We start from the raw sequence: 19,962 nt of genomic DNA, 5'->3' as shown, positions 1-19,962 counted from the left end.
TTTTAATCATTGAAAAAAATATTATCTTTTCCATTTATATTGCTAGTTCGTTTTTATCAAGTAGCAATTTCACCATTTACACCAGCTACTTGTAGATACAGCCCAACGTGTTCACATTACACCATTGAGGCATTGCAAAAACATGGTTTGTTTTCTGGTGGATGGTTAGCGTTAAAGAGAATATTTAGTTGTCATCCTTGGGGAGGAAGCGGTTATGATCCTGTTCCGGATAAAAAAGAATAAATTAAATTGTCATCTCGAGCGCAGTCGAGATATTTTTATAATAGTAGATTTTATAATGAGGTTTCGACTGCGATCGACCAACATAGAATAAGAAATATATGAGCTTTTTAGCAATTACATGGGATCCTTCAATAGGAATAGATTTAGGTTTTTTTATCGTACGTTGGTACAGTCTAATGTTTGTAGCGGCATTCTTATTAGGTTTAAGACTAATGAAGAAAATTTATGTTGAAGATAAAATTCCTGCAGAAAAATTAGATGTATTATTTATGTATGTTTTTGTTTCGATGCTTGTAGGGATGCGTTTAGGAGATGTGTTTTTCTATAGCTGGTCTTATTATCAGAATCATTTATTAGAGATATTTTTACCTATTAAAGAAAGTGCAAACGATTCTTTATTAGGAATTATAAAAGGATGGAAATTTACTGGTTTTACTGGTTTTGCAAGTCATGGAGCCGCAATTGGAATTCCTATCGCGATGTATTTTTATGCAAAAAAACACTTACAAAAACCTTGGTTATTTATCTTAGATAGATTGGCAATTATGGTTGCTTTAGCAGGTTTTTTTATCCGTTTTGGAAACTTTTTCAATTCAGAAATTTATGGAAAAGAAACAGGTTCTAGCTTTGGAGTAATTTTTAAAGCAGCAGGAGAAACAGTACCAAGGCATCCAACACAGTTATATGAAGCATTCAGTTACTTAGCATTGTTTTTTGTGATGTGGCATTTATTCTGGAAAACAGATAAAAAAGAACAAACAGGATATCTTTTCGGTCTTTTTATGGTAGTACTTTGGTCTTTAAGATTTTTTATAGAGTTCTTAAAAGAAGCACAAGTAGATGGTAGAGAAGATTGGATTTTAAACTCTTTAAATACAGGTCAGGTTTTAAGTATACCGCTAGTTTTAATTGGTTTATGGTTAATGTTAAGGAAGAAAAAATAGTTTCATATCTAAATAATAAGTATTTTTTTGTAAGTTTATTGTTCAGTTTTTTCAATTCTTAATAGAATTAACTCAACTATGAAATTTACATCCCCTTTATTTTTTCTATTTGTATTACTGCAAATAACTATTAATGCCCAAAGTTTATCATACTCAGGTAGTGGTAGTTATAATATAACTTCTCCTACTCATGTTGGTGCATATGTAGTACCTACGCAAGAAATTAAACCTACGGGTATGATTTTTGGAGATAGTGGAACTAAGTTCTATATGATAGGTTCTGATGGAGATTATGTTATTCAATATTCGTTAAACACGGCATATGATATTTCATCTAGAGGTCCAATAGTTGGTTATTTTGATGTTTTTGTAGAAGAGTCTAATCCGCAAGATGTTATTTTTAATGCTACCGGAACAAAGATGTATATTCTAGGTGGAGCAGGAGATGATGTAATAGAATACGTAGTGCCTACTCCATGGAATGTTTCTAGTATTGATACGGGAATAAATATTCCGGTTTATTTTAACGCAGAAGCAGCTATTGATGCGTACTTAGTACCAGATAATCATGGAGATGAACTTTCTGGTTTTAGATTTAATGCAGATGGCTCAAAGTTGTTTATTGTAGATTATAGTTCAGATAAGGTTTTTGAGTTTGGTTTAGGTACTGATTATGATATTTCTACAGCTACAATTACTGATGATTTAGATATTAGTGGAGAAGAAACGCAAGCAAGAGCAATTGAATTTAATAATAATGGTAAAGAATTATATGTAATAGGTTATTCGGGCGATGATATAAATAGCTACAATTTAGTAACAGGTTATGATCTATCAACTTTTAGCACTAAAACAAATTCTATTAAGTTATTAGCAGAGGATAAACCTGAAGCATTTTTAATAAATAATGACGGAACCAAAGTATATGTGGCTGGTTTTGTAGATCAAGACATAAAAGAGTATGCTTTATCACCAACGTACGATTTTAGCACTATTTCAGTAACTCCTTCGGCATCAACTATATTTGTAACATTAGAATTAAATCCACTAGGGATGGTTTTTAATACGGATGGAACAAAATTGTTTGTAGTAGGTTCTACATCAGATAGAGTTTTAGAAATGAGTCTTTCAACTCCTTATGATATTAGTTCAGGAACTTTAGTGAATATTTTACTTATTGAATCTGAAGAAAAAGTACCAGAAGGATTGGCTTTTGATAATACAGGAACAATTCTATTTGTGATTGGTAGTGAAGATAGTGAAATTAACCAATATGCGTTATCCTCTCCATTCGATTTGTCATCAGCAACTTATTCAAGTACTTTTTCGCTAAATATAATTGCAACGGATAATGAAGATAGTCCAAGAGATTTATTCTTTAAAGCTGACGGATTTAAATTATTTATTTTAGCGGGTAGTACAGACCGAATTTATCAATTTACACTTGCTAACGACTATGATTTAACAACCTTAGCTAGTGATATTAATGGATTTTATTCTGTAAATTCTGTTGATACAAGAACCGAAGGATTTACATTTAATAGTGATGGGAGTAAATTTTTTGTAGCAGGTGATACAGGAGATAATATTTATGAATTTACGCTAACTAACAATTTTGATGTTACATCGGGTACAATAACAAATACAAATACCTTTTCTATAGCAGCTGAAGAAGGAACAATTACAGATATTGTTTTTAATGGAGATGGTTCTCGATTTTATATTACAGGTACTGGAGATGATGAAATTAACCAATATTATACCAAAGGATTTTTACCAGAAACACCAAATGATGGTACTATAGATGATACAACAACGCCTTTTATTATTACTTTAACAGGCGATACTTTTTTTGCTAGTTCAGGTGTTTTTACAGCTTTAGAAGTTACAATAGGGAATGTACCTCCTGGGTTAACCGCAGTATTAACACATAACTCATCAACAGAAGCACAATTAAGTTTTACAGGGAAAGCAATTAGTCACATAAATAGTGATGAAGCTGCAGCTAATTTAATTTTTACATTTACAGACGCGGCTTTTACAAGTTCTAATGCAGCAGATGTAAGTTTTGCAGTTGCACAAACAAACGTTTTAGGATTTGATTTTATAGAATGTGCTGATAATGAAATTGTATATAATGGAACTTGGACAGGGGGTAACAATTCTGGAACACCAGATGATAGTGGAACAGATTTAACCAAAGGAATTAGAACACAAGGAGATGTTACAATTACGGTAAATACAAATTGCGATTGTTTACATGTTGAAAGTGGACAAACGCTAACTGTTGCTGATGGAGTAGAGCTTACTGTAGCAAATGCTTTAGAATTAAATGGTGATATCCGTTTATTAGGTAGTGCTCAATTAAAGCAAACACATACAGGTGTTAAAAATGCTTCAGGTTCAGGAAACCTTTATAAAGATGTAAAAGGGAATTTATCTAACATTTATCAAACAAGTTATTGGTCATCACCAGTAACAACAGACGGAGAAACATACAATATAAAAGGAGTTTTAAAGGACGGTACAACTCCATTAGCAGCAACTGGTACACCTTTACATATTACTTTTACAGATAATTATAATGGAGATAATAATACTTCTCCTATAACATTAAGTAGGAGATGGTTGGCTAAGTTTGTAAATAATAATGATTGGACAAGGCAGATAGATGAGTCTACAACGTTATTAAATCCTGTAGAAGGTTTTACTAAAAAAAGTACAGGAAATGCAACAGGTCAAAATTATACATTTGTAGGTAGACCAAATGATGGAGACTACAACAGTGAAATAGCTGCTTATGGTTCTGGTACATGGAGTGTTTTAGGAAACCCATATCCAACACCAATAAATGCAGATACTTTTATAACCGATAATTCTGGAGTTATTGTTGGAACTCTTTATTTTTATGAGTCTGGTGATGATACATCTCATGTAAGAGGAGAGTATTTAGGAGGTTATGCAACGAGAACCTCAGGTATAGGAGCCCCAGCATCTGGTATTGGAGGAATAGGGACGAAGACTCCAAATCAGAATATAGATATAGGTCAAGGTTTCTTTGTAGAGGCATCAGCATCTGGAGGTACTGTCAGTTTTAATAATGCACAAAGAGTTTTTGATGTTTCTGGGGCTGCAACAGAAGTATTTCATAAAAATAAAGATGTTGCTAAGAAAACATCTTTCCCTATTTTAAGAATAGGTTTTGAATTTTTGTTAACAGACCAAACGTATCACAGACAAGTAAGTATAGGGTTTAGAGGACTTACGGCTGAGTATGAAGATGGGTTTGAAGCAGAAATGTGGGATTATAAATCTACGGATATGGCTTTAGAAATAGAAGGAAAAGATTTACCGTATGCTATTACAGGTATAGAAGATTTTAATCAATCTTTAGTAATACCTTTAAAAGTGCAAACCAATTTAAATAGGGATGTTACATTTAAAATAGATAACATGACAGATATAGATTCTGATGTTTATTTATATGATAGTGTAACTCAAGATTATTTCGATATTACTTCGAAGAATGCAATAGTAAACCTTGATGCAGGTGTTTATGATAATCGTTTTTTTATAACTTTTAATAAAACAACCCTTGGTTTAGAAATTAATGCAACAAATAAATTTACTGTTAAAAAACAGGATAAAGACCTTATTATTTCATCAAAAGAAATTTTAGATGAAGTTCAAATATATAATTTATTAGGACAAAATGTTGTTTCTAAAAAGAACACTTTAAAACAGTCTGAAATAAAAATGAATACCACTAATTTTAAAAAAGGAATTTACATCATTAGAGTAAGAAATTCCAATGGTAGTTTTAGTAAAAAAATTAGTGTCTACTAAATTTCCTTAATTGGTTTCCTAGTTGTAATTTCGCAAAAATATGGAGAAATTAAAACAACGTTGGGGAGTAAAAAATAATTGGTCTATTGTTGCAATTATTTTAGTGTTTTCTATAAACGGTTCTTTTGCTACTTGGGTAGCTAAACCTATAACTAGTTACATTGGGCTGTCTCAAGAAACAACAAATCCTTGGGTATTTTGGCCTTTAAGAATTTTATTAATTTTTCCTATTTACCAAGCTACACTTCCAATTGTAGGTTGGTTTTTTGGGCAATTTAAATTCTTTTGGGCTTTTGAAAAAAAGTTTTTAACTAGATTAGGGCTCGGTTTTTTATTTAAAAAAGAAGATTAAAGCGTTATAATTTCTTCTACTTCTTCCTTTTTAATTACATGGCTGTAAAACCACATTATTGTAAATGTTGGTATAATATCTAAAAAAGGGAGAGCTTCTTCAATAAAACTAATTACAGCAGCAATTTTTCCTTGTTTCCCTTTGTACATTTTAGTCATTAAATAACTAGATAATGGTGCCCATAGAACATCTAGAAAAGGTATTGGAATGATACCAATAAGATCTAGTACAATGCTTAAAATTAGTTTTTTGTGTTTTTTAGTCATAGTTGTATTTTAATAAGGTCTTTCAAAATTCTTGCCAAATACAGTTTGTTTAAAATAGAAATGAATAATTTTGTTAAAATAAAATTTTTATAAGTGAATTTTAATGATTTCAAAAATAAAATATCTCAACTTAAAACAACTGAGTTAGGAGGTTTAAATGCACAATTTAAATTAGCTCCAAAAATTAGATTAAAGTACGATGCCGATAAAATTACTGCAAATAATCCAAGAAAAGCAGCAGTATTGGCTTTGTTTTATCCAAATTTAAAAAATGAAACTTGTTTTTTGCTAACACAGAGAGCAAGTTATAAGGGCATACATTCTGCTCAGATAAGTTTTCCGGGAGGTAAGAAGGATATTGAAGATGAAAATCTTGAAAAAACAGCTTTAAGAGAAACATTTGAAGAAGTTGGTGTAACTGAGGCATCTATTGAAATAATTAGAGAATTAACAGATGTTTATATTCCTCCAAGTAATTTTTTAGCAACACCTTTTTTAGGATATGCGAATCAACAACCAAATTTTAATCTAAATTATGAAGTTGAGCAAACAATTGAAGTTTTATTAAGAGATTTGTTAAGTGAAACGAATTTAACGGCTATAAAAATGAACACTTCTTATATGGAGGATGTAGAAGTACCTTGCTTTAAATTAGATAGTTATATTGTTTGGGGAGCAACAGCTATGATGCTTTCTGAAATTAAAGAACTCTTTAAATAGCATCTTTCTTAATTGTTTTGTAAGTTTGTTAAACTAACTAAAAACGAATATAGAATGCCTTTATTTAAAAGGAATCCATTTGGCCATATTTTAGTCCTAAAAAAATGGCTTATAAGAATTTTCGGAATTGTATCTCACGGTAGATATCGTAAATTCAATAGTCTAAACATAGAAGGTTCAGAAAATCTTAAAAACTTACCAGATTCTGGAGTTTTATTTATTTCAAACCATCAAACTTATTTTGCAGATGTAGCTGCTATGTATCATGTTTTTAATGCTTCTTTAAGCGGTAGAGACGATTCTATAAAGAATATAGGTTATATATGGAAACCGAAGTTAAATGTATATTTTGTTGCGGCAGGAGAAACAATGAGATCAGGTATATTGCCTAAAATTTTTGCTTATATGGGCTCTGTGTCTATAGAAAGAACATGGAGAAGTGATGGTAAAGATGTAAAAAGACAAGTTAAAAATTCTGATATTTCTAATATAGGAAAAGCAATAAAAGATGGTTGGGTAATTACATTTCCGCAAGGTACAACAACCCCTTTTAGACCAATTAGAAGAGGTACAGCTCATATTATTAAAACCTACAAACCAGTCGTAGTGCCTATTGTAATTGATGGATTTAGAAGGTCTTTTGATAAAAAAGGCTTGAGTATTAAAAAACGTAATGTATTGCAGTCTATGGTTATTAAAGAACCATTAGATATAGATTATGAAAATGAAAGTGTAGCAGATATAGTAACTAAAATTGAGTTTGCTATAGAACAACACAAATCTTTTTTAAAGGTTTTGTCTGTTAATGAGTTAGAGGCATTGACTGAAGAAGAAGAAGAATTGAATAAGAAAAGAGAATTTTGGAGTTAACAATTCTAATCAGAAAATAATAAGTATTAAACCTCGAATTTTTTGAGGTTTTTTTATGGGAAAAAACAAGATTTTTGGTATTAAAAAATCGTAATTAATAACCATATAAAAACTATATAGATAAACCCTAATTAAGCTGTATATTTGCAGTCAGAAAAAAATGATATGCGTACAAAAACCATCAAAAAAAATAAGATTAACGTTGTTACTTTAGGTTGTTCTAAGAATATTTACGATTCAGAAGTATTAATGGGGCAATTAAAAGCCAATGGAAAAGAGGTTGTTCATGAAGATGAAAATGATGATGGAAATATTGTCGTAATCAATACTTGTGGATTTATAGGTAAAGCAAAAGAGGAGTCTATTGATACTATTTTGCATTATGCCAAAAGAAAAGAAGCTGGTGAAATTGATAAAGTTTTTGTTTCTGGTTGTTTAAGTGAACGTTATAAGCCAGATTTAGAAGCAGAAATTAAAAATGTAGATCAATATTTTGGTACGCACGATTTACCGAATCTTTTACAAGCTTTAGAAGCAGATTATAAACACGAATTAATAGGAGAACGTTTAACAACAACTCCTAAACATTATGCATATTTAAAAATTGCAGAAGGTTGTGATAGACCTTGTTCGTTTTGTGCAATTCCTTTAATGAGAGGAAAACACGTTTCTACGCCTATTGAAGATATTGTTACAGAAGCAACAAAATTAGCAGCAAAAGGAATTAAAGAAGTAATGTTAATCGCGCAAGATTTAACATATTACGGATTAGATATTTATAAAAAACGATCTTTAGCTCAGTTGTTAGAAGCTTTGGCTAAAGTAGATGGAATTGAATGGATTAGAATGCATTATGCTTTTCCTACAGGTTTCCCAATGGATGTTTTAGAGGTAATGAAACGTGAGCCTAAAGTGTGTAACTACTTAGATATTCCTTTACAACATATTAATACAGAGTTGTTAAAGTCTATGAAACGTGGTACAACCCATGAAAAAACTACAGCTTTAATTCATAAATTTAGAGAAAAAGTGCCAGAAATGGCCATTAGAACTACGTTAATTGTTGGATATCCTGGAGAAACAGAAGAAATGTTTCAAGAGTTGAAAGATTGGATTGAAGAAATGCGTTTTGAACGTATGGGCGCTTTTGAATATTCTCATGAAGAAAATACTGGAGCGTATGTTTTAGAAGATGACGTACCTGCAGAAGTAAAGTTTCAAAGAGTAAATGAAATTATGGAAATTCAATCTCAAATTTCTTGGGAATTGAATCAAGAGAAAATAGGAAAAACATTTAGATGTTTGTTTGATAGAAAAGACGGAGAGTTTTTCTATGGAAGAACAGAGTCTGATTCGCCAGATGTAGATAATGATGTTATTGTAGATGCAAAAGAACATTATATTAAAATTGGTGAGTTTATAGATATTAAAATTCATGAAGCTGGAGATTACGATTTATACGGAACACCAGTAACTAAAATTGAAAAACCAATTTCTTTAAATCAAAAAAGAAAATAGATAATCAAAAATCCTACTTTATGTAGGATTTTTTTTATGCAAATTGTTCTTATGAAAAAAACGTATTTTAATTGGAGTTCAGGTAAAGATTCTGCGTTGGCACTTTATAAAATTCTACAAGACCCTACGTACAATTTAGATTTATTAGTTACCACAATTAATAAAGATTTTAATAGAGTTTCTATGCATGGTCTTAGAAATGATTTATTATTTAAACAAGCCGCATCTATAGGAATCGATTTAAAAACAATAGAATTTCCTGTGGATGTAACGATGGATTTGTATGCAGAAATAATGAAAGAAGCAATGGATTCTTTAGTCGAAAAAAAATATTCTCATACTATTTTTGGTGATATTTTTCTGGAAGATTTAAAAGCATACAGAGATACCAAACTAGCTGAGGTAAATATTACAGGTGTGTACCCGCTTTGGAAAAAAGACACCAAAGAAGTTTTACAAGAATTTTTAGATTTAGGCTTTAAAGCAATTACTGTTTGTGTAAATGCAAAATTACTAGGCAAGGAGTTTGTTGGTAGAGTTATCGATGAGCAATTTATAAAAGACTTACCAGAAAATGTAGATGTTTGCGGAGAAAATGGAGAGTTTCACACTTTTGTTTTCGATGGACCTATCTTTAAAAATCCGATTGAGTTCTCTATAGGAGAGAAAGTGTTACGTTCTTACACATTGCATGATAATGATGACGATAACTGTCATCAACCTAAAAAAGAAAACTCAAATCACGATACGAGTTTTTGGTATTGTGATTTGAGTTAGAATTTTACTATTATCTGTTCGAGCGAAGTAGAGAACTATATGATTATTTAAATAGGTTTCTACTGCGTTCAACCTAACAAGTAACTTATTTTAAATTATCAGAATTTAATAAGAAAACAGCATTAGCAACAAAAAGCTTTCCGTTGTCCCAGAAAGATCTAAATAAAGGATTGTCTACCATATAAATAATACTTCCGCTACCCATTTTTTCTTCACCAAATAATAAAGATTCTGGTACATTTTTAACAGCTTTACTTCCTGCATAACCAGAAATATTTTTGGTTCCTTTTTCAAAATAAGCAACATTTCCACCATTCTCTAAATAGTTAAAAGTTGATCCACTTAATTTTAAAGAAAAATATTCTTCAGTATAACCAAAAGCTAAAGGGTGTGTAGCATCAACTTTACTCTTAAAAATTGCACCTGTAATTAAATTCCCTATACTTTTTCTTTCTTGATTTGCATATGGTGTTAAATTAGTTTCTGTAGTTTCTTCTTTAGATTTTTTTCGTTTCAATGAAAATCCTTTTTTATCAGCAAAACTATTTAAAGCTCCACCAATTGTAATTAAAGTTCCTCCAGAACGTGTAAAAGTTGATAATTTATCTAAAGTGTTTTGATTTAATACACTTCCGTAACGACCGTCAGGAAGTATAATAACATCGTAATTAGAAAAATCTGTTCTGCTAAAATAATCTGAGTTTATTACAGTTAAAGGGTATTTTAATTCTTGTTCAAAAAAGTACCAAACTTCTCCGAAACTTAAAGAAGAAGTTCCATCACCAGAAAGTAAAGCAACTCTTTGTTTTTTAATTGGTTTTACACTAGCAGAACCAAAATCTAAACCAGTGTCTACAAAACCGGTAGAAACTGCTTGAATTTTTCTGTTGTTATTATTAGCTATTTCAAGTAATTTATCATCAAAATTAGCCATTCTATTATCGTTTCTTAGAATAACTAAAGTTCCTTTTTCGTAAGAATTTCCTTCTAAAGAAAATGACTTTTCAGCAAAACGAGGAGTCATATTTTCTTTTAATATAGCAGCTAAAAAAGTAGCGTCTTCAATACTATTCCACTTAGCAATGTAAGCGTAAGCACTTTTATCAATAGAATTTGTAATACTTTGTGCAGTTGTATTAGTAGTAGAACTAACTTTTGTTTTAGAAGCAACAGCATTAAAACCGTAAGCATATGGTAAAGACCAAGCAGTAATATCATACGTTAAAGAATCTACTAATTTTGCCTTAGGTTCAAATAAAACCTGAACCATTGTTCCTTTTGGTTGATCTGTATGAATTATTAAATCTCCTTTAGAAGTTGTAAATTTTTCTTCTTTTTGAGTACTGTAATTATAACCTTTTACAGGTCCGCTGTTTGCAAATTCGTATTTAATTTCGTGTTTATCTAATAAGCTTTTTAAACGATCTGTTTTATCATCATTATCATTCTTTAAAACAAAACTTTTGTAATCAGAATTATTGTTTTTAAAGAATTTTTTAAACTCGGTATTTAATTTTTCTGCATTTTTTGATGAAATTTCTACAGTAGATAAACCGGTTGTCATGTGGTGAGTTGCTCTAGCTTTTAAAGTTAAAACTTCACCTTCATTTGTGTCTATTCCTAAACCAGCACGTCCGTGACCCGCTTGTTCATACGTCATACCAATTGCTCCCATATAAATAGGATATGTGTCTCCGTAACTTGGGTATAACAAATCGAAACTTTCTTTTGTAAAATATAACCAACCTTCTTTATCAAAATAACTAGCGTGATTTTTACCTACTTGTGTTTGAAACTCAGTTTGCCATTCTGTAATAACTTCGTGAAAAGGAGCTGCTGCAGGAGCAAAATAATAAGGACTATTAATACCTTGTTCATGGAAATCTACATGAACATGTGGCATCCATTTGTTATACATTTTTATTCTTTGCTGAGATTCTACTTGAGTTGCCCAAGCCCAATCTCTATTTAAATCAAATAAATAATGATTTGGTCTTCCTCCTGGCCAAGGTTCATGATGTTCTTTGGCATCTTGATCAACATCAAAAGGTGTACTTTTTACTTGGTTGTACCAATTTACATAACGATCTCTTCCATCAGGGTTTACACAAGGGTCCATGATGATAACGGTGTTTTTTAACCAGTCTTTTTTATTGGTTACCAATTCGTAAATTGTTAACATAGAGGATTCTGTACTAGAAGCTTCATTACCATGTACATTGTAACTTAACCAAACAATGGCTTTTTTATTAACCGAATTGCCATCAATAATACCTGTTTGAGATAGATTTGATTTTCTAATATTTTCTAAATCATCTATATTTTCTTGAGAAGAAATATAGCTTAAATACAACGGTCTGTGCTCGTTGGTTTCTCCGTATTTTTCTAATTTTACATTAGTTAAAGTATTGCTAACGTATTTAAAATAGTCTACAACTTTATGATGTCTGGTAAAACGAGAACCAATTTCATAGCCTAAAAATTCGGAAGGAGATTGTACTGTTTGTGAAAAAAGGCTTCCTATAGTTAAGAAAGCAATACTAAAAAAGATTTTAAATTTCATAAATAAGAGTTTGGAAACCAAAAGTAAGAATATATTTTTTTGTTTTTCAGAAGATTGATTCTTTATCTTGTTAAAACTTTGTTAGATTGGATTGGCTCTTACGACAAAGGAAAAATTATTCGTATTTTTATCAAAAATTAATCAAACTAAATGAATTCTACTTCAGAATCTGATTGTTGCCAAAAAAGTGTTATTTAAGATGAAAGTAACACAGATACCATTTCAAAAAACAGGATTTTTTTCTAAGATAATGCTAGATTATTTAGAAAAGAAAGAGTCTATACAACCATTTTATAATAATTTTCCTGATATTTCTGGTTTTCATAGTCAGATAGAGGAGAAGCAAAAATCATTTAGATTGCAATCTAGATTGGTGTTGGTTGATGCTTTAAAAAATCAATATCAAGGATTTAATGTTTCAAAAAAAACGGAAGAAAATATAGAGAGCTTAAAGTTGCAAAATACATTTACTGTAACTACAGGTCATCAATTAAATTTGTTTACAGGACCTTTATATTTCTTATATAAAATTCTTTCAACAATTAATTTGTGTGAAGAGTTATCAGAAAAATTTCCTGAACAAAATTTTGTTCCCATTTATTGGATGGCGACAGAAGATCATGATTTTGAAGAGATTAATTATTTTAATTTTGATGGAAAAAAAGTGCTTTGGAACCGAAAAGATGGTGGAGCAGTTGGACGATTTTCTACTGAAGGATTAGCTGCTGTTTTTGACGTTTTTTCGGAACACTTAGGGCATTCTAAAAATGCTGAATTTCTAAAAGAGTTATTTTCTGATGGATATTTAAAACATAATAACTTAGCGGATGCAACTCGTTATATTGCAAACGAATTATTTAGCGATTATGGTTTGATAATTATAGATGGAGATGACACTAGTCTAAAACAATTGTTTACCCCAATTGTAAAAGACGAACTTGAAAATGAAACTTCATTTAAAGCCGTTTCTAAAACAATTACAGATTTAGAAAAGAATTATAAAATTCAAGTAAACCCAAGAGAAATTAATTTATTTTATTTGGGTGATGATTTTAGAGAACGTATTATTTTAGAAAGAGGAGTTTACAAAGTAAACAATACCGATATTACTTTTTCTAAGGCTGAAATCTTAAAGGAAGTAGATGAAAATCCAAAATCATTTTCGCCAAACGTAATTATGAGACCTTTATACCAAGAGGTAATTTTACCAAATCTTTGTTATTTAGGAGGAGGAGGAGAGATGGCGTATTGGTTAGAATTAAAAGATTATTTTGAAGCAGTAGCCATTCCATTTCCTATTTTATTATTGCGTAATTCGGTACAAGTAGTATCAGAAAAACAAGCAAAAAAATTAGAGAAATTAAATATTTCTTTAGAAGAACTGTTTTTAAATCAACATGATTTATTATCTGAAAAAGTGAAAGAAAACTCTGATATAAAAGTAAACTTCGATGAAAAGATTCAGTTTTTAGAAAAGCAATTTTTAGAACTTAAAGAAGTAGCTAAACAAACAGATGTTTCTTTTGTGAATGCTGTAAATGCGCAAGAAAGAAAGCAAATTAAAGGTTTAGAAAATTTACAAAAGCGTTTGTTAAAAGCAGAGAAAAAAAGACAAAAAGATTTAGTAGAAAGAATTACATTATTACAAAATGAAATTTTACCAAATCATAGTTTAGAAGAACGTCAACGTAATTTTTCTGAATATTATTTAGAGTATGGTTCGTCATTTACAAAAGCATTAAAAATGGCATTAAAACCATTGCAATTAGAGTTTACAATTTTAGAGTTGTAATACTAGTAAAATGAGAGAAGCTACTGAGCTTCACTGATTTTTTTTAGCAATTGAGAAATCTCATAAAATTTTTTTTAATTTTTAAAACTTACATTATAAATTCAGCTTATATAGCCTACTTTTGACACGCTGTTATAATCAGTGAAATTTGTGTAAATTATTTACACAATAATTACATCAAATAGAATGAAAGACAAAGGATTACACCCAAAAAATAAATTCAACAAAGGCTATAACTTTGATGAATTAATTACCATAAACCCAGCATTAAAGCAATATGTTGCTAAAAATCAATTTGACACTGTTACTATAGATTTTTCGAACCCTGATGCAGTAAAAGAATTGAATAAAGCTTTATTATTTTCTTTAGATAAAATTTCTACTTGGAATTTTGGCGATAAAAATTTATGTCCACCAATACCTGGTCGTTTAGATTACATTCATCACTTAGCAGATTTGTTATCAGAAGAAAAAGATATTAAAATTTTAGATATCGGTACAGGTGCTACAGGTATTTATCCATTATTAGGAATTGCAGAATATGATTGGAGTTTTGTTGCTACAGATATCGATTTAGATTCTTTAGATACTGCCCAAGATATTATGGATGATAATAATTTTACAAATAAAATAGAATTACGTCAGCAATTAAATGAGGAGCAAATTTTAAAAGGAGTTTTAAAAGATACCGATTCATTTTCTGCAACAATGTGTAATCCGCCTTTTTACAAATCGGCAGAAGAAGCACAAGGAGCTAATGGAAGAAAATCTAGAAACTTAGGTAATAACGCTGTTAGAAACTTTGCCGGAAATAACAATGAACTTTGGTACGTAGGTGGAGAAAAAGCTTTTTTACATAATTATTTATATGAAAGTTCTTTGTTTCCTAAAAGTAGTAAATGGTTTACTAGTTTAGTTTCTAAGAAAGAAAACGTAAAGAGTTTAGAAAAGTCTTCTGCAAAATTAGGGGCTGTTGAATTCAAAATTATTCCGATGCACCAAGGAAATAAAGTAACCAGAATTGTTGCTTGGAGGTTTTAATTAAAGGTTCTTTAATTTTTTCAGAGGAAAAATATATTTTTAAAAAAGGTTCAATCAATTTATAAATTGATTGAACCTTTTTTTATGAGGTTTCTCACTTGCTAAAAAATCTAATTTTTAAATGATATTCGGTTTGTTGTTATTGGGAACCGGAATGTAGTTAGTCATTCCGAATGAGGAACGAAGTGGAATCTCATGATGGACTGAAGTGTTTTTTGTAAGATTTAATAATATTGGTGTTGTAATTTTTTATGAGATTTAGCTCATTTAGAAATGACAAAAAAGATTTAGTTAAAAACCACATCATTAATTTTATACTTTTTACAAATAAAATGTAAAAGAGTATAAACCAACATGTGTACAAAAACTAAACAGATAAGGGCATATAAAGGCACTCCAAAAAGTTGATATGGCCAATAATAGGTCCAAACACCTAAATAAATAGTAATCACTTCTCCAAAAGCAGGAAGAATTAAAGCCAGTAAAATGGCCAGAAAAACCTTGTTTTTTTGAGTTTTCTCTTTTAATAAAGGAATTAAAGTGCGTTCTAGTTTATACAAATAATGAAAAGCTAGCATCCAAGCAAAAGGCAACCATAAAGGCAATTCTCTTGTAACTTCATGATATTCCCAATAACCATTTGCAACGCCCCAAGTTTCACCAACAATACCACCAAAACCAGTTAATAGCATACCTATTAATAATAACCAGTTCTTGTTTTTTTTTGGCAGAATAATTTCCTTGTAAACGTTATGTATAATTTTTAGAACTAAAATACCTGCTATTATAGCGTCATATTCTTTTAAAACACCAATAAGAATTCCTGCAATTATTAATTTTAATAATGCTTTTAGCGTTTCTTTTAAGAATAGTTTTTTATTAGTAATCAATGTATTATTTCTTTTGTGACAAAAATAAGATTCTAAACTGAGTCAACTCTTCTTTTTTTATAAAATTGAATGGTATGAGTTCATTCTTTTGTGCATTGGAGTAAGAAAAAATAGATTAGTATGTTAAATTTGTTTTAAAGCAAACTCACATGAATAAAAAAACGTTTAAAATATTTTTACTAGTCGTATCTATTTTATCTATTTATAAAATTGTGGAGTATCGGGTTACAAAAAAAGTAGATGCTTATTTAAAAACACAACAATTAAGTTATGATGCTGTATCAGTAAATTTATTACTTGGTAATATTACTTTAAAGAATGTAGCAAGTGTAAAAGATAGTCTTCAATTTACAACAGAAAAATTAGAAATTGAAGATGTTTCTTATTATCAATATGTAAAAAAAAAATCAATTTCTGTGGGGAATTTAAAAGTGCTGAATTCTAAAATTACAGGGAAGCTAATAAGTAAAGAAACTAAAAAAGAGGAGAGTACTAGTACATCGAAAAAAGCTCCTTTAGATTTAAAAATAGACAATATTCAGTTTGAGAATATAGAAATTGATATCATTAAGAATGATAACTATCCTTTAATTGTACAAAACATTTCTTTTGAAATGAATGGTTTTGAGTTGGATGATACTCAAAATAAAACGATTCCTTTTTTATATGATGATATACAGATCTCAATGAGTAATTTTGAAACTCAGTATTCTAAAGTTCAGAAAGTTAAATTTTCTAAATTAAATTTTGAAAAAGACAATTTAACCTTAGATAGTTTAGAAATTAGGCCGTTAAAGTCGAGAGAAGAATATATCTATCATGTTTCTCAAGAAAAAGAATTAATGACTTTATTTAGTGAAAAAGTTGTTATTTCTGATATAAAAATAGTGGAAAAAGAAAAATTTCACGTCATTGTAAACCATATTTTATTTGATGAAGTTTTTTTTAATTTATATTTAGACGGAACTGTTTTAGAGCATCCAAATATAAGGAAGGATTTGTATAGTAAAAGTCTTAGAAATTTACCATTTAATATTGATGTAAAAAATGTAGATATTAAAAATTCTAAAATTGTTTATGAAGAATATATAATTGAAAACAACAAACCAGGTATTCTAATTTTCGACAAGTTACAGGCGCAAATAAGTAATATAAATAATAGTAGTGATAAAGCTACTAAGTTAACAACTGCAAAGATTCAATCTAATTTTATGGAATATTGTCCGTTGGATATTGAGTGGACATTTGATATTAATAATAAAAATGATAATTTTAGAATAACAGGAAGTTTGTTTGATGTGAATTCAAAAAACATGAGTTCTTTTTTATTACCTACCATGAATGTGAAAATGGATGGTTATATAGATAAAATGTATTTCGATTTTGAAGGAAATGATTTTACCTCTAATGGGAAGTTAAATTTAGATTTTAAAAACTTTAACATTAAAGTTTTAGACAAAGACAAAACCAAAAATAAAGTGCTAAGTTGGTTGGCAAATCTATTTATAAAAGATTCTTCTAAAAACGGAATTGTAAAGGTAGAAACTGAAAATGTAGAAAGAGATACCACAAAATCTTTCTGGAATTTTTTTTGGATAAATGTTGAAAAAGGACTACAAAATTCTTTGATTTAACAGCTTAAATCTATGATTGTTTTTTTAACTTTTTATATTTTTTTTCATAAATAGTAAAAGAAACATAATAAGATAGAAGGAAATAAACGCAAAAAATAGTAAGTACTTTAGAAACGAATTGCAGGGTTAAAAAACCTTGTACACTTTCTAGTAATTGAAAAACAATACCAAAAGGAATTGCAAAATAAAGACTTTGTAGCAGTGCGTATTTAACTCTATTATTTCTCTTTGCTTCCCAATACTCTATAAAGTTGTCTTTCTTAGATTTTGCAGATTTTTTAGAACTCATTTTTTGTTTTTATAATCTCAAAGATATATATAACCAAAGAAATTTAGTTTGTTTTTTAATACTGTTTTTTTATCAATTAATAAAAACAAAAAAACCGAAGCAACTTGCTTCGGTTTAAATATGATTCGTTTATGTCTAGATATTAGGAATCACTAATTCTTGACCTATTTGAATGGCATCAGGATTCGTTAAAATATTTGTGTTAGCTTCAAAAATAACATTGTATTTTCCAGACTTTCCGTAATATTTTTTAGATATTTTACTTAAAGTATCTCCACTTTTTACAGTATGAGATGCAAAAATAGAAGTATCAGCAACTTCAATATTTGCTTGTATATCTGTAGGGTTATCACCACCTACTTCTTTTATTTTATCCCAAAGAAGGTTTTTTTCATATTGGTTTTTTGCAGTACCTGTTAAGTGTAAAACACCATTTTCTTCTTTTACATCACCGTTTTCAATTGCTAATTGTTCTCCTAAATCTAATACACTTTGATATTTTGTTTTCATTTTATTTTTTAGTTATCGTTAATACTTTAAAGATACAAAAAAACCGAAGCAAGAAGCTTCGGTTTTCGATAAAAGTACTGTTTTTATCGTTAGAATTAAACTATCGTAAATAATATTACTTTTTTCTGTCAGATTCGTATTTCTAATGTGCTACAAATCTAATAATCTATATTTTATAAATGAATCACTTCATCATAAGCGTCAGCAACAGCTTCCATAACTGCTTCACTCATGGTTGGGTGAGGGTGAATTGTTTTTAAAACTTCATGACCAGTAGTTTCTAATTTACGTCCTAAAACTGCTTCAGCAATCATATCTGTAACACCAGCACCAATCATATGGCATCCTAACCATTCTCCGTATTTTGCATCAAAAATTACTTTTACAAAACCTTCTGTAGCTCCAGATGCAGTTGCTTTACCAGATGCAGAAAATGGAAATTTACCAACTTTTAAATCGTAACCAGCTTCTTTAGCTTTTGCTTCAGTCATACCAACAGATGCAATTTCTGGAGTAGCATACGTACAACCCGGTACGTTTCCGTAATCGATTGGCTCTGTATGTAAACCAGCTAATTTCTCTACACAAGTAATTCCTTCTGCAGAAGCAACGTGTGCTAAAGCTTGTCCAGGAACCACATCACCAATAGCATAATAACCAGGTATGTTTGTTTGGTAAAAATCGTTTACTAAGATTTTATCTCTGTCAACAATAATTCCAACATCTTCTAAACCAATGTTTTCAATGTTAGATTTAATTCCAACTGCAGATAATAAGATATCAGCCGTTAAAGTTTCCTCTCCTTTTTTAGTTTTTACAGTAGCAACAACACCTTCACCAGAAGTATCAACAGATTCTACAGAAGAATTTGTCATTACTTTAATACCTGCTTTTTTAATTGATTTTTCAAATTGTTTAGAAACATCAATATCTTCAACTGGTACTACATTAGGCATAAATTCTACAATAGTAACATCAGTTCCCATAGAATTATAAAAGTGAGCAAACTCAACACCAATTGCTCCAGAACCTACAACAATCATAGATTTTGGTTGCGTAGGTAAACTCATTGCTTGTCTATAACCAATTACTTTTTTACCATCTTGAGGTAAATTAGGTAATTCTCTAGAACGTGCGCCTGTAGCAATAATAATATTGTCTGCACTATATTCAGTTACGGTTCCATCCTCGGCAGTAACATCTACTTTTTTACCAGTTTTAATTTTACCAAAACCGTTAATAATATCAATTTTGTTTTTCTTCATTAAAAAAGCAACACCTTTGCTCATTCCTTCAGCAACACCACGACTTCTTTTAATTACAGCATCAAAATCTTTATCAATAGCTTCTGCTTTTAAACCATATTGGTCAACATGCTTTAAATAATCATAAACCTGTGCAGATTTTAACAATGCTTTTGTAGGTATACATCCCCAGTTTAGGCAAATTCCACCTAAGCTTTCTTTCTCTACAATGGCAACTTTAAAGCCTAATTGAGAAGCTCTAATACCTGTAACATAACCTCCAGGTCCACTTCCAATAATAATGATGTCGTATTTCATAATTGTATATTTAACTTTTTATTTTTATCTATGTTACTTCTAGTGATTTTTTTAAATCGTATCCAGAAGTTGGGCGTTTTAACAGGCTTTCCGTTGTATCTTTTGCTAAAAAAGCAAAAGGATGCCACTTCAATCCCTAACGCTT

17 protein-coding genes are annotated in these 19,962 nt (G+C 29.7%); 11 read left to right on the top strand and 6 right to left on the bottom strand.

Annotated features, from left to right (window positions below):
• The first annotated feature begins 9 nt into the window (after positions 1-9).
• The 4 genes from yidD (at position 10) to H0I27_RS11605 (ending at position 5,385) form a co-directional block, all read left to right on the top strand.
• Entirely contained in the window at positions 10-243 is a 234-nt protein-coding gene (gene yidD, locus H0I27_RS11620; protein WP_218730865.1) for a membrane protein insertion efficiency factor YidD, read from the top strand.
• A gap of 98 nt (positions 244-341) precedes the next feature.
• Positions 342-1,187, top strand: coding sequence for a prolipoprotein diacylglyceryl transferase (gene lgt / locus H0I27_RS11615; RefSeq protein ID WP_218730864.1), 846 nt, complete (start codon positions 342-344; stop codon positions 1,185-1,187).
• A 78-nt stretch (positions 1,188-1,265) separates the two neighbouring features.
• The gene (locus H0I27_RS11610) at positions 1,266-5,033 is read left to right on the top strand and encodes a T9SS type A sorting domain-containing protein (protein ID WP_218730863.1); all 3,768 of its coding nucleotides are present in this window, start codon (positions 1,266-1,268) and stop codon (positions 5,031-5,033) included.
• A gap of 40 nt (positions 5,034-5,073) precedes the next feature.
• The gene (locus tag H0I27_RS11605; RefSeq protein ID WP_218730862.1) at positions 5,074-5,385 is read left to right on the top strand and encodes a DUF6787 family protein; all 312 of its coding nucleotides are present in this window, start codon (positions 5,074-5,076) and stop codon (positions 5,383-5,385) included.
• On the opposite strand, the gene H0I27_RS11600 is transcribed toward H0I27_RS11605, so the two are convergent.
• Positions 5,382-5,651 (bottom strand): hypothetical protein, encoded by a 270-nt coding sequence (locus H0I27_RS11600; RefSeq protein WP_218730861.1) that lies wholly within the window; start codon positions 5,649-5,651, stop codon positions 5,382-5,384. The two genes, H0I27_RS11605 and H0I27_RS11600, sit on opposite strands and share 4 nt — an antisense overlap.
• A gap of 93 nt (positions 5,652-5,744) precedes the next feature.
• Between H0I27_RS11600 and H0I27_RS11595 the strand changes: the two genes are divergently transcribed.
• From H0I27_RS11595 to H0I27_RS11580, 4 genes are all read left to right on the top strand, one after another.
• Positions 5,745-6,371, top strand: coding sequence for a CoA pyrophosphatase (locus H0I27_RS11595; protein WP_218730860.1), 627 nt, complete (start codon positions 5,745-5,747; stop codon positions 6,369-6,371).
• A gap of 54 nt (positions 6,372-6,425) precedes the next feature.
• Positions 6,426-7,241 carry a 1-acyl-sn-glycerol-3-phosphate acyltransferase gene (locus tag H0I27_RS11590; protein WP_218730859.1) on the top strand — a complete coding sequence of 272 codons (816 nt, stop codon included), beginning with the start codon at positions 6,426-6,428 and terminating at the stop codon, positions 7,239-7,241.
• Between the two features lie 165 nt (positions 7,242-7,406).
• Positions 7,407-8,759 (top strand): 30S ribosomal protein S12 methylthiotransferase RimO, encoded by a 1,353-nt coding sequence (gene rimO / locus H0I27_RS11585; RefSeq protein WP_218730858.1) that lies wholly within the window; start codon positions 7,407-7,409, stop codon positions 8,757-8,759.
• Positions 8,760-8,810: 51 nt separating this feature from the next.
• Positions 8,811-9,536 (top strand): diphthine--ammonia ligase, encoded by a 726-nt coding sequence (locus H0I27_RS11580; RefSeq protein WP_218730857.1) that lies wholly within the window; start codon positions 8,811-8,813, stop codon positions 9,534-9,536.
• 85 nt (positions 9,537-9,621) lie between these two features.
• On the opposite strand, the gene H0I27_RS11575 is transcribed toward H0I27_RS11580, so the two are convergent.
• On the bottom strand, positions 9,622-12,099 hold the full coding sequence (locus H0I27_RS11575; protein WP_218730856.1) for a M14 family metallopeptidase: 2,478 nt from the start codon (positions 12,097-12,099) through the stop codon (positions 9,622-9,624).
• A 199-nt stretch (positions 12,100-12,298) separates the two neighbouring features.
• On the opposite strand from H0I27_RS11575, the gene bshC reads away from it, so the two are divergent.
• Both bshC and rlmF read left to right on the top strand, forming a co-directional pair.
• Complete coding sequence (bshC, locus tag H0I27_RS11570) at positions 12,299-13,891, top strand: bacillithiol biosynthesis cysteine-adding enzyme BshC (protein WP_218730855.1); 1,593 nt, start codon at positions 12,299-12,301, stop codon at positions 13,889-13,891.
• A gap of 186 nt (positions 13,892-14,077) precedes the next feature.
• Positions 14,078-14,932, top strand: a complete 855-nt coding sequence (gene rlmF, locus H0I27_RS11565) for a 23S rRNA (adenine(1618)-N(6))-methyltransferase RlmF (RefSeq protein ID WP_218730854.1) — start codon at positions 14,078-14,080, stop codon at positions 14,930-14,932.
• A 287-nt stretch (positions 14,933-15,219) separates the two neighbouring features.
• Here rlmF and H0I27_RS11560 read toward each other — a convergent pair whose 3' ends face one another.
• Positions 15,220-15,822, bottom strand: a complete 603-nt coding sequence (locus H0I27_RS11560) for a hypothetical protein (RefSeq protein WP_218730853.1) — start codon at positions 15,820-15,822, stop codon at positions 15,220-15,222.
• 149 nt (positions 15,823-15,971) lie between these two features.
• On the opposite strand from H0I27_RS11560, the gene H0I27_RS11555 reads away from it, so the two are divergent.
• Entirely contained in the window at positions 15,972-17,456 is a 1,485-nt protein-coding gene (locus H0I27_RS11555; protein WP_218730852.1) for a hypothetical protein, read from the top strand.
• A 10-nt stretch (positions 17,457-17,466) separates the two neighbouring features.
• On the opposite strand, the gene H0I27_RS11550 is transcribed toward H0I27_RS11555, so the two are convergent.
• The 3 genes from H0I27_RS11550 to lpdA form a co-directional block, all read right to left on the bottom strand.
• Positions 17,467-17,745 carry a hypothetical protein gene (locus H0I27_RS11550; RefSeq protein WP_218730851.1) on the bottom strand — a complete coding sequence of 93 codons (279 nt, stop codon included), beginning with the start codon at positions 17,743-17,745 and terminating at the stop codon, positions 17,467-17,469.
• 135 nt (positions 17,746-17,880) lie between these two features.
• Positions 17,881-18,255, bottom strand: a complete 375-nt coding sequence (locus H0I27_RS11545) for a LysM peptidoglycan-binding domain-containing protein (protein WP_218730850.1) — start codon at positions 18,253-18,255, stop codon at positions 17,881-17,883.
• A 173-nt stretch (positions 18,256-18,428) separates the two neighbouring features.
• On the bottom strand, positions 18,429-19,817 hold the full coding sequence (gene lpdA / locus H0I27_RS11540) for a dihydrolipoyl dehydrogenase (protein WP_218730849.1): 1,389 nt from the start codon (positions 19,815-19,817) through the stop codon (positions 18,429-18,431).
• Positions 19,818-19,962: the final 145 nt, after the last annotated feature.

The sequence above is a fragment of the Polaribacter sp. HaHaR_3_91 genome (assembly GCF_019278525.1).
In the GTDB taxonomy this organism is placed as follows: domain Bacteria; phylum Bacteroidota; class Bacteroidia; order Flavobacteriales; family Flavobacteriaceae; genus Polaribacter.
This window is presented reverse-complemented; position numbering and strand designations above follow the sequence as displayed.

What these genes read in the sequence shown, in the direction of transcription:
- lgt (WP_218730864.1), top strand. Translation starts at nt 342, where the DNA reads ATGAGCTTTTTAGCAATTACATGGGATCCTTCAATAGGAATAGATTTA.
- H0I27_RS11610 (WP_218730863.1), top strand. Translation starts at nt 1,266, where the DNA reads ATGAAATTTACATCCCCTTTATTTTTTCTATTTGTATTACTGCAAATA.
- H0I27_RS11605 (WP_218730862.1), top strand. Translation starts at nt 5,074, where the DNA reads ATGGAGAAATTAAAACAACGTTGGGGAGTAAAAAATAATTGGTCTATT.
- H0I27_RS11600 (WP_218730861.1), bottom strand. Translation starts at nt 5,651, where the DNA reads ATGACTAAAAAACACAAAAAACTAATTTTAAGCATTGTACTAGATCTT.
- H0I27_RS11590 (WP_218730859.1), top strand. Translation starts at nt 6,426, where the DNA reads ATGCCTTTATTTAAAAGGAATCCATTTGGCCATATTTTAGTCCTAAAA.
- rimO (WP_218730858.1), top strand. Translation starts at nt 7,407, where the DNA reads ATGCGTACAAAAACCATCAAAAAAAATAAGATTAACGTTGTTACTTTA.
- H0I27_RS11580 (WP_218730857.1), top strand. Translation starts at nt 8,811, where the DNA reads ATGAAAAAAACGTATTTTAATTGGAGTTCAGGTAAAGATTCTGCGTTG.
- H0I27_RS11575 (WP_218730856.1), bottom strand. Translation starts at nt 12,099, where the DNA reads ATGAAATTTAAAATCTTTTTTAGTATTGCTTTCTTAACTATAGGAAGC.
- bshC (WP_218730855.1), top strand. Translation starts at nt 12,299, where the DNA reads ATGAAAGTAACACAGATACCATTTCAAAAAACAGGATTTTTTTCTAAG.
- rlmF (WP_218730854.1), top strand. Translation starts at nt 14,078, where the DNA reads ATGAAAGACAAAGGATTACACCCAAAAAATAAATTCAACAAAGGCTAT.
- H0I27_RS11555 (WP_218730852.1), top strand. Translation starts at nt 15,972, where the DNA reads ATGAATAAAAAAACGTTTAAAATATTTTTACTAGTCGTATCTATTTTA.
- H0I27_RS11550 (WP_218730851.1), bottom strand. Translation starts at nt 17,745, where the DNA reads ATGAGTTCTAAAAAATCTGCAAAATCTAAGAAAGACAACTTTATAGAG.
- H0I27_RS11545 (WP_218730850.1), bottom strand. Translation starts at nt 18,255, where the DNA reads ATGAAAACAAAATATCAAAGTGTATTAGATTTAGGAGAACAATTAGCA.
- lpdA (WP_218730849.1), bottom strand. Translation starts at nt 19,817, where the DNA reads ATGAAATACGACATCATTATTATTGGAAGTGGACCTGGAGGTTATGTT.